Here is a 17906-nt window from a genome sequence, read left to right on the forward strand (position 1 = left end):
AAATCCATTTAATTTATATTGAATTAAAAAATAGTAAATGATAGAATTAATGGAAAACAGAATTAGTAACATAAGCTTTTTATTGGGGGATAAAATTATGATTTCTAAATTTAGTGTGAAAAAACCACTAACAGTGTTTGTAGCTGTAATTTTAGTTATTATTTTAGGTGCTGTTTCTTTTTTAGGAATGAAAACAGACTTATTACCTAAAATTGAGTTACCTTTTGTGGTGGTTATGACTACGTATGCTGGGGCTAATCCTGAAAAGGTAGAATTAGAAGTAACAAAACCTTTGGAAAAGGTTTTGTCTACTACTGCAGGAGTAGAGAAAATTAATAGTATATCGCGAGAAAATTCCAGTTTAATTATGGTAGAGTTTAATGCTGGAATAAACATGGATAGTGCAATTATAGATTTGAATTCAAAAATTGATTTGATAAAATCTAGTTTAGGGGAAAATGTACAAAATCCAACTATAATGAAAATGGATCCAAATATGCTACCAATTATGGTTGCTACTGTGGATGTTGAAGGATTAAAAGGGAAGGAACTTTCTGAATATGTAAAGAATAATATTATTCCTTCTTTCGAACGTATAGATGGAGTTGCATCAGTTGATGCAATAGGTCTTTTAGAAGAGAGAATAAAAATAACACTAGATGAAAAGAAAATAGAGGAAATAAATAATAAAGTACTAAGAACAATAGATGCTAATTTAGCTGATGGAGAAGCAAAATTAAATTCGGCAAAAGCTGAAATTAAAGATGCTAAGAAGAAATTAGATGAAGAAGGTAAGAAAAAGGCTGAGGATCTTGCTACTGGTGGACAAGCATTAGGAGACGGGAAAAACCAATTAGAATCAGCTCTTAAAGATTTACCTAAGCTTAAAAAAGAATTAGAAAGTCAAAAGGCTGACTTAATATCTAAAAGAGATGCTTTAGAAAAGGTTATAAAATGGCAAGAAGAAAATAATGTTTCTGTAAAGGATGAAGAAAGGGAAGCTATAAAGCAATTTAATGAGGCTATAACTAAGTTAGAAGCTGCTATTTCAGATATTGATAATCAAAAACCAACTTTAGAAAGTAAATTAGAAGAAATAAAAAAAGGTGAAAAAGATTTAGAAGTTGGTAAGTTAGTTTTAAATCAAGAATTAGGTAAAGTAAATGCTAGTTTAGCTGCAAGTGAAGCTGAATTAAATAGAGCTACAAAAGAGTTTGAGAAAGCTAGAGATGAGGCTTATGCAAAAGCTAACATAGGTTTTGCAATAACAAAGGAAAATATAGCAAAGATTTTAATGGCTCAAAACTTTTCAATGCCTGCTGGGTATATAGATGATGGGTTAAATAAATTTGCAGTTAAAGTTGGAGACAAAATAAAGGACTTAGAAGAATTAAAAAATGTAGTTTTAATGAATATGGGAACAGCTGGAGTTGGAGAGGTTAAACTTTCAGATATAGCTACTGTAGAGATGGATGATAATTCAGATTCTCTATATACAAAGATAAATGGAAATGATGGCATAATGTTTAGCATACAAAAGCAAAGCAATGCATCAACTTCAGAGGTTTCAGATAAAATAAATAAGACTATAAAAGAGCTTACTAAGAAGGATTCTAAGGTTCATATAACAGCTCTTCAAGACCAAGGTGTTTATATAGACTTTGTTATAAACTCAGTACTTCAAAACTTATTATTAGGTGGAGCATTAGCTATCCTTATATTATTCTTATTCTTAAAGAGTATAAGACCAACAATAATAATTGCAGTAAGTATACCTATAAGTTTACTTTTTGCAGTGGTAATGATGTATTTTAGTGGAGTAACAATGAACATAATATCACTAGGAGGACTAGCCTTAGGGGTAGGAATGCTCGTTGATAATAGTATAGTTGTTATAGAAAATACCTATAGGCTTAGAAATGAGGGAATGCCAGCAAAGGAAGCAGCTGTAAAGGGTGCAGCTCAAGTTGCAGGAGCTATAATAGCTTCTACACTAACAACAGTTTCTGTATTTTTACCTATAGTATTTACTCAAGGCTTATCACGTCAGTTATTTACTGATATGGGATTAACAATAGCCTATTCTTTAGTGGCAAGTTTAATAGTTGCTTTAACATTAGTTCCAGCTATGTCATCTTTAGTTTTACGTACTACTGATGAAAAGGAACATAAATTATTTGATAAGGGAGTTAACTTCTATGAAGGGCTTTTAAGAAAGGCTTTAAAGCACAAGGTTTTAATATTGGTAATATCTCTTGTGTTATTCATAGGTAGTGCTTTGTTAAGTGTTTCAAGGGGAACTATTTTAATGCCAGCTTCTGATGGAACACAAATATCTTTAACGATGACAATGCCGAGAGGTACTGATAAGGCTGAAGCTAGAAAAATGAGTGATACAATTATTGAAAAAATAAGTTCCATTGAAGATATAAAAACTATTGGTGCTATGGAAAAATCAAATAATATGAATCCTACTTCTAAGAATGAAATTTCAATGTACATTCTTTTAAAGGATGATAAAAAACTTAGCAGCCAAGAAGTTGGAGCTGAAATAAAGAAGCTTACTAAAGATTTAAAATGTGAAATTAAAGTTCAAACAGAAACAATGGATATGTCAGCTTTAGGTGGTTCAGGAGTTAATGTTGCAATAAAGGGTAGTGACTTAGATAAGCTTAAAGAAATTGCAAAGGATATTACAAAGATGGTACAGGGGACTGAAGGAGCAACCAATGTAACCAATGGATTAGAAGAAGGGGCTAAGGAAGTAATAATTACAGTAGATAAAGAAAAGGCTATGGCTCATGGATTAACTGTAGCTCAAGTTTATCAAGAAGTGGCTACAGCAATTAAAAATGAAGCAACTTCTACTAATTTAAATATAGAAAACAAGGAATACCCAATGGTATTAGTTAATGGTGAAGAAAGTAAAGTTCTTAAAGATACTTTAAAGGATTATAAACTTAAAGTAAGTAAAGATGGAAAAGAAGAAAAAATTCCTTTAAGTGGTATAGCTACTTTGTCAGAAGCAGATAGCTTAATGGCAATAAACCATGAAGGTCAATTAAGAACAATAACTATTAATGCAACAGTAGATAAGGAACATAATGTGGGTCTTGTAAATAAAGAAATAGAGAAAAAGCTAAAGGATTATAAAGTACCAGCAGGTTATACAATAGATTTAGAGGGTGAAAAAGAGTCAATGGATCAGGCCTTCGGAGATTTAGTAAAAATGATTACTTTAGCAATAGTATTTATATACTTAATAATGGTTGCGCAATTCCAATCATTACGTTCTCCATTTATAGTTCTATTTACAATACCATTAGCATTTACAGGAGGATTTTTAGCATTATATCTTACAAATTTTGAAATTAGTATGATTGCAATGTTAGGATTCTTAATATTATCTGGTATAGTAGTTAATAATGGTATAGTTTTTGTTGATTCTGTAAATCAGTTAAGAGAAGAAGGATTGGAAATGAATGAAGCTTTAATAGTAGCTGGAAAAACAAGAGTAAGACCAATATTAATGACTGCTCTTACAACAATATTAGGGTTGTTAACTTTAGCAATGGGCTTAGGAACAGGAGCAGATATGATACAGCCAATGGCTATAGTAACTGTAGGTGGACTTGCTTATGCTACAATATTAACTCTATTTGTAGTACCAATAATGTATGCTGTATTAAACAGAAAGAGAAAGAAAAAAAGTAAAGATAAGAATAAAAATAAAAGTGAAAATGAAGTAAAAGAATTGCAAAAGCAATAACAGTTTAGAGGATGTATCAAATTATAGATACATCCTTTCTGCGTTTATAGAGACTTTAGTTATGAGATAAAAAAGGTTTTTAAAAAAACTGTAGAATAATATTATTTATAAAAGGATTTTTATGGAGGTAAAATATGGTCAGATTTGAAAAGATATTTGATGATGCTAAAATAGAGGGAGAAATTTATTTACTTACTCTAAGAATATAAAAAGATTAATTATATTGTTAAAATTTTAAAAAAATATAAGTGAAAAAATAATAATACATGGAAATAAATATCATTTTTTAAGTTAAAAATGGAATTTATTGAATTTAAAAGTAAAAAAATCACTTTAAATTGTTATTTAAATAATTTAAAGTGATTTTTATAATTAAATTTTATAGAAGTACTTGATTTTAATGGAATTATTAAAGTGATATAATAATTAAGCAATAATTATTATTAATAAGTAATTAACTTAAAGATTTATTTAGAAGTTTATTTATATTATTTAAGAGGGAGGAGTATAATTATGCTTAGAGTATATCTTTTAGATAGAGGAATGAAAAATAAGAAAAGGGAAGAAGCCATTTTAGAAAATAATATTCAAGAAAGAATTGAATTTAAGAGAATAAATAAGTATAGAATTCAAGTTGAAAGAATTCTTAGAGATTTAGATAATTTAGATGATGAAATTATAAATAACGAAGTGATAAAAGTATTTAAATCAGCTATAAAAGAATTAGAATCAAAATCAACAGTTTCAAAACTATAGAGGCTTTAATAAATGAATATAATAATTAAAGAATAGAGATGTATTAAGCAATAAAAAATATTTTGTTTAATACATCTATTTTTTTAAAGTTTATTGATTATTTTACGATAATTAATAAAAAAAGAAAAGGTGAGGAAAAATGGGTGAATTAATAAAAATAATAATACCAGAAATTATTCATTTATTAGAATTATTTGGAATAACTATAATAGCTATAGGAGGACTTAGAGCTTTTTATAAATATCTTATGAATTTATTAATGAAGAAAAATTATTCTATTAAAATTGATTTTGCAGAATCTTTAACCTTAGCTTTAGAGTTTAAGCTTGGTGCTGAGATATTAAAAACAGTTCTTGTTCAAAATTTAGATGAAATGTACATATTAGGTGCTGTTATATTACTTAGGGCGGTATTAGCCTTTGTAATACATTGGGAGGTAAAAGGAGAAAGAAAATTAGAAGGAGAAAAGAAGTTAGAAGAGGCAAGAAAATTAGAGGAAGAGAAGAAAAAACAATACATTATAGAAGAAGTATAAAATTAAGATTTAATTTGTGAACTAAGTAGTATCAGTATTATTAATGTTGGTACTATTTTTTGAAAATATAATTTAAAGTAGAATAAGTAATTTTTGATGTTTATTTTAATATTAAGATTTTGATGTTTCTTTAAAAGAAAGTAAATAATACATGTAGATTTTACTTAAATTAAAATTAATTGAAATAGTTTTAATAAATATTGATATAATTTTATTGTTATATGTAAAAATATAATAAAACTTACATAAGAAAATAAAATATTATTGTGTTATAATCCCCGTACAGGTAAAATATATTAATAATTTCAAATTGTAACATGGGGGAAAAGCTATGAATAGAAAAGAACTAAAGAGCAAAGCTAAAGAACAATTAAAGAAAGATAATAATTACTGGAAAATTACGTTTATTGTATTTATTTGCTTTGTAATTGCAGGATTTGGTAATTGGTTAAGTAATGAATTTAATGGAGGAACTAGAGAAATTATAAATCTATTATATACAATTTTATTAGCATATCCAGTATTCATTAGTATAATATATGTAGTTTATAATATCGCTAAAAATAAAGAATGTTCTATAAAAAATTTAGGGTATTTTACAAAGATATATGGGAAAGCAGTAGGAATTAAAATTTTATTAAGTATATTTACAATAATAGGATTTATATTATTTATAATACCAGGAATAATTGTATCATTAAGATTATCACAGGCAGAATTTATTTTAGTAGATGATAATTCTAAAGGAGTAATTCAATGTTTGAAGGAAAGTAATGAAATGATGAAAGGTCATTGTTGGGAATTTTTTGTTTTGGCACTTAGCTTTATATTATGGTATATAGTGTGTATAGTAACTGTATTTATAGGATTTATTTTCTTAATGCCATATTATAGTACAACATTCGCTAATTATTATTTAGAATTAAAAGGAAGCAAAGAAAAAGAATTAATTTAAGAGTTTATAAATACTTTTGACTAAGCATTGAGATGGAGTCAAAACTCCATTTGAATTAAGTCTATGTTTATATTAAGAAGATTAGATATAAATCAATAAATAATCATAAAAATTTAGAAAGAGTTTTGATTTTGTAATTTTTAGATTTACAAAGTTAAAGCTCTTAAATTTTTTATTATGTTTTTTTATATAGATAAACATTTATTTAATAATAAGAATACTTATATAATTTTCATTAATGAACTTTGAGGGTAAATTAACCAATAATATAAGTTATTTGTATAAAAAGGTATTTTTAAGAATATTAAATGATGTTATAATAACTAAGTTGGATTTATGGTTTTAAATAGCACAATATAATTTCTAACAAGTTGAAGAGTACATTAAAATATATTTTATGTATAGAAATAAAGGTTTATAAAGGAGTACTTTACAAATGAAGAAAAGCATAATATTGATAATATCTATATGTGTTATTGGAGTTTTATTCTTTTTAGGATATAAGATTGGTAAGGATATTCATACTAATAATGTGAGTAATAGCAATAATGTAAACAGTACTAATAATATTACTTATAATAATAGTGGTGATAATAGTGATAGTAGTTATACTACACAGAATAGTAACATAAATAATACTAATGAAGATATACATAGTAATAATGTAACTAGGGTTAATGGTTTTACAGATCATAATAAAAGTAATATAGTAACAAAGCAAGAAGTTAAGACTGTAAGTAATTTGGGCAATAATTCTACTGTTCAGAGTTATTTTGGAACATGGAAAGTTTCAAATTCTATTGGATATTCTATAGAAGGGATTTCAGGTGATTATCCATCAATGACAGGAAAAGAGTTAAGAATTTCAAATAATCTTTATGAATTTAATGGAGTTAATATTTCTAATCCACATTATTATATTAAGAAGGTAAGTTCAAGGGTACTTTTTGGAGAAGATGGTGCAACGGGGATATTAGGAAATAGTGATATGCTTAATGTTCTTTTTGTATCTCAACAAGCTTTAAGTAACTCAGAGATAGAAAATTTAGAACCTCAAGGGTTAATTCCAACTATTATATTATATAATTCTAAGATTTATATTTTTGGTGGAGGAAAAAATTATTCTGAAATCTATAGCACTTACTTAATTAAATAGCATAATTTAATTTTTATATTGTTATAAATCATAAATAAAAAAAGTCTTTAAAATAAAGGAATTGGTAAATTGATTTTTACTAATTCCTTTAATTTTGCGTATTTATATCAATTAATTATGTGAAAAGAATATTTTAATTATTATTTTCTTTATCAAATTTATTTAAATTTTTTTCAACTAAAAATCCTAAAGTAAGTGCACTTAACAGGGTAACTATGTTGAAGTTATTACCTAATTTTAAGTTTAATAAACCTATTATATTATTTATTAGTAAGAATAAGAACCCATTAAGAATTAAAAGTTTACCATAGTAAATTTGTGCATATTTCCAATTTTTAAGATTCTTTTTAGAGAGCTGTGTTCTATAACCTATATGGGAGGTTATATTTTTAGAAAAATAATATATTTCAAGGTATCCAAGAACGATGCAAAGCATTGGTACTATTGAAAAGGTAAAAGTATTCATAATATGCTCCTTATAAACTAAGATTTTACCTCATAGCTAGAGGAAAGTTTATCTGTATTTTAGTAGAAGTTATTTAGTGTTCAGGTTTATTTATTTCTAATTTATAGAGCGTTAGATTATTATAAAACTAATAATTATATAAATATATTTATGCGAAAATTTACTTTGGATTTATTTTAACAAGGAATAGAAAAAAAGAATAAATTAGAGCAATAAGAAATTTATATATAATTTTAACTACAATTGAATCATTTTAAAACATATTAAGTATTTTATAACATACTAAATATTTAGATAAGGAAGATAATTAATAATAAATAATTTTAAGTGGATATAAGATATTTTATAGATAAAATAATACGAGGATTGTATTATTGAATGTTTCTAAAATGTCATTAAAATTCATTGAACTTGGGTGTAATATTAAAATAAATACTAAAAAGAATAAATGAAAAGGGAAGTTTATAGAAAGTTTAATTTAAGTATGAACATTCTTATTAAAAAAGAATAAACTTAGGAGAAGAATATGAATTTTGCTTTATTAAAAAATAAAAGTTTTTTACTTTTAATATTAAGTAATTTAATTTCATTAATAGGTACTGAAGCTTTAAATTTTGCTTTATCTTTATATGTTTTAGTTATAACTGGATCTGCAATTAAATTTGCATTTCTTTTGTCAATTTCAGCAATTCCTCCAATTATAATTAGTCCAATTAGTGGAGTATTAGTTGATAGACTAAATAAAAAAATTCTTATTATATTACTTAACTTAATAGATTTTTTTGTTCTTTCAATAAATATTTTTATATATTTAGAAAATAAAAAGATATCTATGGTGGGAATATATGTATTAGTAATTTTGCTTGCAATTACTTCATCCATATTTAATCCAGCAGTGAGTACGATAATACCTTCCATAATAGAGGAGGAACATCTGGTTGATGCTAATGGATTTAATAGTATATGTAAAAATATAGCTTTATTATTTGCGCCAATATTATCTGGATTTTTATTTGGTATCTATGGACTAAATATTATTTTATTCATTGATTGTATAAGCTTTTTAATAGCTGCTATAAATTTTGGATTTATAAGATTGCCCAAAATAGAAAATGATAAATTCTTAAATTTATCTACTTTTTTGGTTGAATTTAAAGAGGGATTAGATTTTATAAAATCTAAAAAAATATTAGGTGTAATTGTTATTTTAGGATTGATAATTAATTTTGCATATATACCAGTTATATCTGTAGGTTTTAATTATTTAGGTAAGATAGTTTTACATATAACCGATTATCAATTAGGTATATTAAATTCTATAAGCTTAATTTCAATTGTATTTTCACCGTTTTTATGTAAGTTTTTATTAAAAAGGGTTGAATTGTCTAAGATTATTTTTATAGATATTTTTATAGTTTCATTGCTTTTAATTTTATTATCTATTTTAAATAATTCATTGGTATTAAAGCTATTTAATAGAGTTTTAATACCATATTTAAATTTATTAATAATTGCATTTTTATTAAATTTAATTTCTTCTACTGGAAATTTAGCTTTAACAACAATAATTCAAAAAGAAACTCCAATTTCTTTGTTAGGAAGAGTAGGTTCTGTATTTAGTACAATTTTGCTAATAGCGATGCCCTTAGGACAAATGGTTTTTGGAATTGTTTTTAATAAATATTCAGTAAGTATAGGATTTTTTTTAGCTGGGATTTTGATATTGGTATCTACAATTATATCAGGAAAGTACTTATTAAATTAGAGATATTAGTCTATAGATTAGTATTTCAGAAGATAGAGAATAAGTTCAATATTTCTCTTAATAGGAAAAGTATAAGTAGAGAATATGTATTATTAAATTAATTTAATAATACATATTAAGTGGTAACATAGGTTTTATAGAACATGGCGTAATTTGAATTTGAAATGTCACTTTATGCTATTATAATTATTATTTAGAGATATTATAATAAGAACTACAATGAGTTAAGAAATTAGGAGGAATTTTTATGAATAGAGTAGTTCTTGTAACAGGAGCAAGTAGTGGAATAGGATTTTCTACTGCTATGCAATTTAGAAAAAAGGGATTTACAGTTTATGCTACAGCTAGACGATTAAATAGATTAGAAAAACTAAAAGAGCATGGAATAAATATATTAGAACTTGACGTAACTAAAGAAGAATCAATGGTAAATTGCGTTAATAAAGTAATGAGTAAAGAAGGAAGAATAGATGTACTTGTAAATAATGCAGGATATGGATATTATGGTGCTGTTGAAGATGTTAGCATGGAAGAGGCTAGAAAACAAGTGGAAGTTAATATATTTGGACTTGCAAGAATGACACAATTAGTTTTACCAAGTATGAGGAAAAATAAGTTTGGTAAAATAATAAATATATCATCAATGGGTGGTAAAATTTATACTAAATTTGGAGCATGGTATCATGCAACAAAGTTTGCTGTTGAAGGATTTAGTGATTGTTTGAGATTAGAAGTTGAGCCTTTTGGAATTGATGTAGTTGTTGTTGAACCAGGTGGAATAAAAACAGAGTGGGGTGGAATTGCAGCAGAAAACTTAAAAAAATCTTCTGCAAATGGTGTATATGCTGAAGAAGCTAATAAAGCTAGTGAATATATTAAGCAAACGTATAGTGGAAGTAAATTAACAGACCCAATAGTAATTGCAGATACAATTGTAAAGGCAGCAACTGTAAAGAAACCTAAAACAAGATATCTAATTGGATATTCAGCAAAGCCAGTTGTCTTTTTAAGAAGAATATTATCAGATAGAATGTTTGACAAGATTATAAGGAGAGTTCAAGGTTAATAAAGTAATAAAAAGGAGGTTATTATGTCCAGATTTTATTTATTAGATAAAAAATATTTAGAATACCTAGAGTTTATTGGTATCAATGGAGAATTAGCCTTTAAAAAAGCTGATATACCAATAAAAATCTTATCTAAAAAAGATATTGTTATAAATAGGGAACAATACATAAATTTAATGAATGTACTAGATGAAATTATAGATACTGAAAGTTTGATAAATTATAGTGATATTGAAAATATGATTATGTTTATACCATCCTTATTTGCTAGTATGTGTTCAAGAAATGGTATTGAGTGTTTTAAAATAATATCTAAATATAAAAAATTAATAGGACCATATATTGTTGATGTTTATGTTGATGAAGAAAAGTTAACTTTGGAATTTAAATTTGATAATGAAGATAAAAACTTACCTAGGTTTACTATATTTAGTGAACAAATTTTAATGTTAAATATTATAAGAAAAGCTACAGGCGTAAATATAGTTCCTAAAAAAGTAACATCTATTTATGAATATAAAGATAGTAAGTTTGAAGAATTTTTTGGAGTAAAGCCATATAAATCTTATAAGTCTATAATAGAATTTTCAATAGAAGATGTTCAAAGATGTTTTATAACAGAAAACAATATAATGTGGAATTTTCTAGAGCCAGAGTTAACAAAGAGAATAAAGGAATTAGAAATGGATGAAAGTTTTGCAGCGAGTGTTAGAAGTAGTTTAATTGAACTTATTCCAAGAGGGGAAGGGAATATTGAAATGGTAGCAAAAGAACTTGCTTTAAGTGTGAGAACCTTACAAAGAAAATTATTAAATGAAAAAAACTACTTTTATAAAACAGTTAAATCATACTAGAGAATTACTTGCTAAAAGTTATTTAAGAGACAAAACTATGACTAATGATGATATTGCATTTTTAATTGGTTATTCAGATACTAATTCATTTATTAGAGCTTTTAAAAATTGGACTGGTATGACAATTAAAGAGTATAAGGAGAGAAATTCTTTATAATAAGTAAATTATTATGTATTACTGCTTTGATTTTAGAGGTGTAAAAGATGTCTTATTGTGAAAGTAAAGATAATTCAATTGATTTAATAGAACAGGTTATTGTATGTCCTATATGTAATGGAGATACTAAACAAGTAAAAGAAATAACTGTCAGACATTTTATACTTGATAGCCTTGTAAACAAGGTGAAAGAGGGGAATTACTATATTTGTTTAAATGAAAGTTGCGATGTTGTTTATTATAATTTAAATGAAAATATCATAATAAAAAAACAAGAAGTGAAAGTTCCTATTTGGTATAAAAAAGACGCTAATCCTAAATATATATGTTACTGTAATCAAGTAACAGAAAAGCAAATCATTAATGCAGTTCTTAATGATAAAGCAAAAGATATAAAGGATGTTGCAAGGTTTACAGGAGCAATGAAAAATGGACAGTGTGAGATTAACAATCCTTTCGGTAAATGTTGTAGCCCTAATATTCAAAAAGTTATTGACAAAGCATTAAGTATGAAATAGTGACATAGTATATTATATTTTCTTATTGAACATTATAGGTGGACAATTAGTATGGAAGTATATGTGAAAAAGGATTTTCTGTAATTAGAAAATCCTTTTTGTAATTTATTAGTTACCACAATCATAAGTTGTCCATTCATCAAAAAGATCTTCTTTAGGATCTCTTATGCTTATGATTGTTTCATTTCCATTAACTATAGTGTTATAGCCTTTGCTATATAAATTTTCTCTAAGTTCTTGAATAACAGCAAAATTTACAGTTATTCTTTCTGATTCTACTAACTTTTCAAGTTCTGGAAGTAAAAATTCTATTTGTTTTTTTATTTCAACTTCTTTATTAGAATCTCTTTTTTCTAATATTTCCTTAGCTGTAGGAAGTACGTCAAATAAATTTTCCATAATAAAATCCTCCTATTATGTAATTAAGGAAATTTTATCATAATAATAGTATTTTAACAATGATGTGTACTTTAAAGTGTAATATTAAATTTTTTAGGAGGAAGGAACAGTATAATTGCTTATCTCCAGTTTATAGAACACTAAAAATTATAAATATTAGCTAAAAGTTAAATTGCTTATTGATTTTAGGTTTTATAAGTAGTACTATATTAGTATAGTACTAAATTAGTACTATTTTGTTTAAGAACTAATTTGGAGAGGGAACATATTATGGATAAACATAGTGAAAAGCAAGTAAATGATTTAAGTTTATTATTTCATGAGATTTTATTTTTAAAAAATAATTTAAGTTTAGGAAAAGATTTTAGCAACCTAGATAAGTTTAGTGAAAATGAAATATCTATAATAAATATATTAGGACATAATGATAATGTTACTTTAAAGGATATAATCAATGTTATTAAAGTTCCTAAAAGTACCTTAACAGGATTAATTAATAAACTTGAAAAAAATAATTACGTAAAAAGAAGTATTAATGATGTAGATAAAAGATCTTATAAGTTAGAACTAACTGAAGAAGGAATAAAAGTTAGTAAAGAACATGATGAATTTGACAGAACTGTTTCAGAAAAGGTTCTTTCTGCTTTGAATGATTCTCAAGATAGAGAATTATTTATAAAATTATTTGGGGAAATTATCAATAATTTAAAAAGTGAGATAAAGGAGAATAAATAACATGTTAGTAGATTTAAGTTTAAAAGTAACAAAAGCTCATATGAAAATGGCTATGGATTATGGAAAAATGGAGCATTTAGGACATCTAGGAACACATTTTGATGTTATGGATAAGGAATTTCCTCTAGAATATACATCTAGAGATGCTATAGTTTTTGATGTTAGCAATATAGAAAATAGAGATATTGAAATTTCTGATATAGATATAAACAAAGTTAAAGAAGGAATGTTTGTAGCTTTTTATACAGATATAATTAATAAGCTAGAATATGGAACAAAGGAATATTTTGAAGGTAATAGAAATTTATCAAAGGATTTAATAAAGGAATTAGTGAAAAAGGGAGTAGCAATTATAGCTATTGATTGTTGTGGTATTAGAGCGGGAAAAGAACATGATTTAGCAGATCAATATTGTGCAGATAATAATGCTTTCGTGGTAGAAAATCTATGTAATTTAGAAAAAGTACTAAATGGAGAAAAATACAAATTATTTAAAGCTAGTACATATCCTATAAATTTTATTGATATTACAGGATTACCATGTAGAGTAATAGGAGAACTATAAACTTCAATAAAAAGAACTGTGTATTTACTAAAGCTAGGTATACTTTATCATATCTAATTTTAGTATTACACAGTTTTTTATATGCAATATTTTAATTATTAAACTGTTGTTGTAGGATCAACGAAAACTCTTTTAGCAAGTTCTTCATCTATCATATATAGAGCAGCTGGATTTCCTTCAGCTCTTCTAATTTTCTTTAGAAGGGAATTAAAGTTATTTTCTTCTTCAACTTGTTCATCAATAAACCATTGAAGTAAACTTATTGTAGCATGTTCTTTTTCTTCAAAAGCAACGTCAGCTAAAGCATATATTCTTTTAGTTACAAGTTGCTCATGTTCATAACCAGCAGCAAATAAATCTGAAGCATTTTCAAAATGATATGAAGGTTTTTCAATTGCTTCTAATTGAACATTACCGTTTTTTTGGAATATGTAATCATAAAACTTCATAGCATGAGCTAATTCTTCTTTAGCTTGAATTCTGAAGAAATTTGCAAATCCACTTAAATCAACAGATTCAGCATAAGCTGCCATTGATAAATAAACATAAGATGAGTAAAATTCAAAGTTAACTTGTTCATTAAGTTTTTCTTGTAAGTTTTTGCTTAACATAATAACACTCCTTTAATATAAAAGACTTTTACTATTATTTTACAACTTTCATCAAATTTTCACAATAATAATTAACATATTTTTAATTATTATGATATAAGTATAAGAATTGTTAGATTCTTATTAGAAGAAGGTAATTATGTAGTTTTTTATATGAATTTACTAAAGTTTATCCTTAATATTTATAATTGAATTAATTGAAAGTTGAAGAAAGAGAATAATGTTACATATAATATTAAGAAAAGGTGTAAGTTTTGACTCTTAATTTTTTAAAATAGTAAAGTTATAGGAATTATAAATTTTACATAGGAAAGTTAGTATATATAATTTTTATTAGTTTGGGGGAATAGCTTTGGAAATAAATACAGTAATATTTGATATGGATGGAGTAATTTTTGATACAGAAAGTCTTTATTTAAAACACTGGTGTAGTATTTTTAGTAAGTATGGTTATGAAATGACAAAGGAAAATTACTTACTTGTTATGGGAAGGGGAAGAAAAGTTGTTAAGGAAAAGTTTTTAAGTATGTATGGTGAAAAGCTGCCTATTGATGATATGTATAAGGAAAAGGATTATGAGTTAAGTAAGTATATTGAGGAAAATGAAGTTCCCATTAAGGAAGGAGCTTATGAATTGTTAGAATTTTTAAGTAAAAAGGGTTATAAAATTGCTTTAGCAACATCAGCTAAAAAGGGACGAGCTATGAAACATTTAAAGGATTCAAAGTTTAAGGATTATTTTGATGTTATTATAACTGGTGAGGATATAGAAAAAGCAAAACCTAATCCAGAGATATTTTTAAAGGCTTTAGAAAAATTAGATGTAGAGCCTAAGAATGCTATAGTTATTGAAGATTCAATAGCAGGGATAAAAGCAGCTAAAAATGCAGGAATATTTGCTGTCCATACACCTGATTTAAAAGAACCAGATGAAGAAATGCTTAAAGAAGCTGACGTTATAGTTTCTAATTTAATAGAAATAAAAACTTTAGTTCAGAATCTAGAAGAGTGAGACTATTTATCTCCTACTTATAGAAGAGAGGAGTTATAAGATAAAATAAGTTTCAATAGAAACTTACAAAAGCAATAAAGAATTAAGAAAATAGTAATTTAGATATTAAAATTCTAAGTTGCTATTTTTTTATTGAAAATAAAATATCCTTAGTATCATATTATAGAACTTAGGTGAAAATAGATAAAAGGAAGGTGATTTTATGTTAAATTATTTTTTAATGCCTCATCCACCTATAATTATTCCTGAAGTGGGGAAAGATGGTGAAGGGGAAGCTATGGAAACAATTAAAGGATGTACTTTAGTTGGAGAACGAGTAAAAGATTTAGATGCAGAAACTATAATTATTATTTCTCCACATGGTGCAGTATTTAGAAATGCTGTTTCTATTGTAACATCTAATACTATAAGTGGTGATTTAGGAAGATTTGGGGCAAAGGAAGTAAGTTTTGATTATGATATAGATTTAGAATTGACTAATAAAATAATTGAAATATCTAATGAAAAAAATATATCAATAGCAGCCTTAAATGAAGATAGTACCACAATGTATAAAATTCCTTTAGAGCTTGACCATGGAGTTATGGTTCCTTTATATTATGCTGATAAAGGAAAAAAACATAAATTAGTTCATATAAATTATGGGTTCCTTTCACCAATTGAGTTATTGAAGTTTGGTGTTGTAGTGAAAGAAGCTGTAAAAGAATGTGATAAAAATGTTGTAGTAATAGCTTCTGGGGATTTATCTCACAGGTTAACAAAGGAAGGACCTTATGAATATAGTCCTTTAGGAAAGGTGTTTGATAAAAAGCTAATAGATATATTATCAGAAGGAAATTTAGAAGAGCTTTTTTATATAGATAGAAATTTAATAAGAGAAGCAGGGGAATGTGGTTTAAGGTCATTATATATATTGGCAGGAACTATAAATACACCTAAAATTCATTCTGAATTATTTAGCTATGAAGGGCCTTTTGGAATAGGGTATGGAGTTTTTCAATTTAAAGAAGGAGAAGGAAACTTATATGAGTCAATTATGCATAAAAAAGAAAAAGAGCATGAGAGAAGAATGGAAGAAGGAAATCCCTACACAAAATTAGCAAGAAAGAACTTAGAAAGATATTTTACAGGAGGAACTTTAATGACTGTTGATGAGGTGGAGGATAAGGAATTATTAAATGATAAGAAGGGGGTTTTTGTGTCATTAAAGATAAATGGAGAATTAAGAGGATGTATTGGAACTATAGCACCAACTACAGATTCCTTAGGTGAAGAGATTATTAGAAATTCTATAAGTGCAGCTTTAAATGATCCTAGATTTCAACCAGTTAATAAAGAAGAGTTAGTGGATATAGATATATCAGTAGACCTACTTTATCCTTCTGAGCCTACTACCATGGATGGATTAGATCCTAAAAACTATGGGGTTATAGTAACATCTGGTCATAAGAGAGGACTTTTACTTCCAAATTTAGAGGGGATAGATAGTTCAGAAGAACAAGTGAAAATTGCAATGAATAAGGGTGGAATATTACCATCAGAAAGTTATACTTTAGAGAGATTTAAGGTTGAAAGATTTAAGGAGGAGGAATATGAATAAAAAAGCTCTATTTTATAAAAAAGAAGACGATAAAATAAGATGTAATTTATGTCCACATAATTGCTTAATAAGTGAAGGACATAGAGGAATTTGTAAGGTCAGAGAAGCTATAAGGTGTGATGATGGAGAGTTAAACTTATATTCATTAAATTATGGAGAAGTTACTTCTATATCTCTAGACCCAATAATTAAAAAGCCACTATATAATTTTTATCCGGAGAGTATGATTTTATCTATAGGTTCCTTTGGATGTAATTTTAAATGTTCTTTTTGTCAAAATTATGATATTTCTCAGTATAGACCAGAAAGTAAATTTGTTTCACCAGAGGACATGGCAAAAATATCTTTAGATATGAAAGAAAGTATAGGATTAGCCTTTACTTATAATGAGCCATCTATATGGTATGAGTATGTTTATTATACAGCAAAAAAAATTAAAGAAATAGATAGTAATCATAAAATAGTTATAGTTACTAATGGCTATATAAGTGAGGAACCATTAAAAGCTTTATTACCTTATGTGGATGCTTTAAATATAGATTTAAAAGGAAATAATGAGTATTATAAAAAATTATGTTTTGGTTCTTTAGAAGAGGTAAAAAGAACTATAAAAATAGCAGTGGAAATGGGAAAACATGTAGAGGTAACAACATTATTGATACCAGATGAAAATACAGATAACTTTACTTTAGCTGATATAGGAGACTTTTTAAATAAACTTGATAGGACTATACCTTTACATATATCTAGATATTTTCCAAGATATAAGATGGAGAAAAAGGCAACTTCTCTGCAAGAAATGAGGAATGCTTATAAGGTTTTAAGTGAAAAGTTAGATAATATATATTTGGGGAATTTAACAAAAGATGAAATTGATTATTGTATGAATTAATAGGTTAATTAGTGTATTTAATTGTGATGAAATAGGGACTGTTGGTAGAAAATTATAGACTTTCTTGTGAGAAAGATTTTCCTGTATTTAAAAA

Annotated in this window: 18 protein-coding genes; 15 read left to right on the forward strand and 3 right to left on the reverse strand. The window is 26.0% G+C overall.

The annotated features are described in order from the left end of the window. The first annotated feature begins 97 nt into the window (after positions 1 to 97). The 5 genes from ARA19_RS08400 to ARA19_RS08420 all read left to right on the forward strand — a co-directional run bounded on the left by ARA19_RS08400 (position 98) and on the right by ARA19_RS08420 (position 7171). Positions 98 to 3769 carry an efflux RND transporter permease subunit gene (locus tag ARA19_RS08400; RefSeq protein ID WP_055070528.1) on the forward strand — a complete coding sequence of 1224 codons (3672 nt, stop codon included), beginning with the start codon at positions 98 to 100 and terminating at the stop codon, positions 3767 to 3769. Between the two features lie 513 nt (positions 3770 to 4282). Next, complete coding sequence (locus ARA19_RS08405) at positions 4283 to 4525, forward strand: hypothetical protein (protein ID WP_055070529.1); 243 nt, start codon at positions 4283 to 4285, stop codon at positions 4523 to 4525. Positions 4526 to 4664: 139 nt separating this feature from the next. Then, entirely contained in the window at positions 4665 to 5060 is a 396-nt protein-coding gene (locus ARA19_RS08410; RefSeq protein ID WP_084764392.1) for a DUF1622 domain-containing protein, read from the forward strand. Positions 5061 to 5391: 331 nt separating this feature from the next. Continuing rightward, on the forward strand, positions 5392 to 6015 hold the full coding sequence (locus tag ARA19_RS08415; protein ID WP_055070530.1) for a DUF975 family protein: 624 nt from the start codon (positions 5392 to 5394) through the stop codon (positions 6013 to 6015). Between the two features lie 436 nt (positions 6016 to 6451). Further along, the gene (locus tag ARA19_RS08420; RefSeq protein ID WP_055070531.1) at positions 6452 to 7171 is read left to right on the forward strand and encodes a hypothetical protein; all 720 of its coding nucleotides are present in this window, start codon (positions 6452 to 6454) and stop codon (positions 7169 to 7171) included. 133 nt (positions 7172 to 7304) lie between these two features. Here the strand turns inward: ARA19_RS08420 and ARA19_RS08425 are convergent, their stop codons facing one another. Next, a complete protein-coding gene (locus tag ARA19_RS08425; protein WP_055070532.1) occupies positions 7305 to 7637 on the reverse strand; it encodes an SdpI family protein in 333 nt (110 codons plus the stop codon). Positions 7638 to 8163: 526 nt separating this feature from the next. Here ARA19_RS08425 and ARA19_RS08430 point away from each other — a divergent pair. From ARA19_RS08430 to ARA19_RS08450, 5 genes are all read left to right on the forward strand, one after another. Further along, positions 8164 to 9402: an MFS transporter gene (locus ARA19_RS08430; RefSeq protein WP_055070533.1), complete on the forward strand. Its 1239-nt coding sequence runs from the start codon at positions 8164 to 8166 to the stop codon at positions 9400 to 9402. Positions 9403 to 9649: 247 nt separating this feature from the next. Continuing rightward, entirely contained in the window at positions 9650 to 10468 is an 819-nt protein-coding gene (locus tag ARA19_RS08435; RefSeq protein ID WP_055070534.1) for an oxidoreductase, read from the forward strand. A 24-nt stretch (positions 10469 to 10492) separates the two neighbouring features. After that, positions 10493 to 11323: a hypothetical protein gene (locus ARA19_RS08440; RefSeq protein WP_055070535.1), complete on the forward strand. Its 831-nt coding sequence runs from the start codon at positions 10493 to 10495 to the stop codon at positions 11321 to 11323. After that, positions 11283 to 11480, forward strand: a complete 198-nt coding sequence (locus ARA19_RS08445) for a helix-turn-helix domain-containing protein (protein ID WP_055070536.1) — start codon at positions 11283 to 11285, stop codon at positions 11478 to 11480. The genes ARA19_RS08440 and ARA19_RS08445 overlap by 41 nt, the downstream gene beginning before the upstream one ends. Before the next feature lie 47 nt (positions 11481 to 11527). Beyond that, positions 11528 to 11998 (forward strand): Csac_0668 family 2Fe-2S cluster-binding (seleno)protein, encoded by a 471-nt coding sequence (locus ARA19_RS08450; RefSeq protein ID WP_084764394.1) that lies wholly within the window; start codon positions 11528 to 11530, stop codon positions 11996 to 11998. A gap of 108 nt (positions 11999 to 12106) precedes the next feature. Here ARA19_RS08450 and ARA19_RS08455 read toward each other — a convergent pair whose 3' ends face one another. Further along, entirely contained in the window at positions 12107 to 12397 is a 291-nt protein-coding gene (locus ARA19_RS08455) for a hypothetical protein (protein ID WP_055070537.1), read from the reverse strand. Between the two features lie 270 nt (positions 12398 to 12667). On the opposite strand from ARA19_RS08455, the gene ARA19_RS08460 reads away from it, so the two are divergent. Together ARA19_RS08460 and ARA19_RS08465 are read left to right on the forward strand one after the other, a co-directional pair. Next, positions 12668 to 13132, forward strand: coding sequence for a MarR family winged helix-turn-helix transcriptional regulator (locus ARA19_RS08460; protein ID WP_055070538.1), 465 nt, complete (start codon positions 12668 to 12670; stop codon positions 13130 to 13132). A 1-nt stretch (position 13133) separates the two neighbouring features. Continuing rightward, positions 13134 to 13697, forward strand: coding sequence for a cyclase family protein (locus ARA19_RS08465; protein ID WP_055070539.1), 564 nt, complete (start codon positions 13134 to 13136; stop codon positions 13695 to 13697). Between the two features lie 98 nt (positions 13698 to 13795). On the opposite strand, the gene ARA19_RS08470 is transcribed toward ARA19_RS08465, so the two are convergent. Next, complete coding sequence (locus ARA19_RS08470) at positions 13796 to 14308, reverse strand: ferritin (RefSeq protein WP_055070540.1); 513 nt, start codon at positions 14306 to 14308, stop codon at positions 13796 to 13798. Between the two features lie 352 nt (positions 14309 to 14660). Here ARA19_RS08470 and ARA19_RS08475 point away from each other — a divergent pair, with 352 nt between their 5' ends. The 3 genes from ARA19_RS08475 to amrS all read left to right on the forward strand — a co-directional run bounded on the left by ARA19_RS08475 (position 14661) and on the right by amrS (position 17812). Continuing rightward, on the forward strand, positions 14661 to 15320 hold the full coding sequence (locus ARA19_RS08475; protein ID WP_242862413.1) for an HAD family hydrolase: 660 nt from the start codon (positions 14661 to 14663) through the stop codon (positions 15318 to 15320). A gap of 202 nt (positions 15321 to 15522) precedes the next feature. Next, a complete protein-coding gene (amrA, locus tag ARA19_RS08480) occupies positions 15523 to 16920 on the forward strand; it encodes an AmmeMemoRadiSam system protein A (protein ID WP_055070541.1) in 1398 nt (465 codons plus the stop codon). Continuing rightward, on the forward strand, positions 16913 to 17812 hold the full coding sequence (amrS, locus tag ARA19_RS08485; protein ID WP_055070542.1) for an AmmeMemoRadiSam system radical SAM enzyme: 900 nt from the start codon (positions 16913 to 16915) through the stop codon (positions 17810 to 17812). The genes amrA and amrS overlap by 8 nt, the downstream gene beginning before the upstream one ends. Positions 17813 to 17906: the final 94 nt, after the last annotated feature.

The organism is Clostridium massiliamazoniense, from assembly GCF_001403635.1.
Taxonomy (GTDB): domain Bacteria; phylum Bacillota; class Clostridia; order Clostridiales; family Clostridiaceae; genus Sarcina; species Sarcina massiliamazoniense.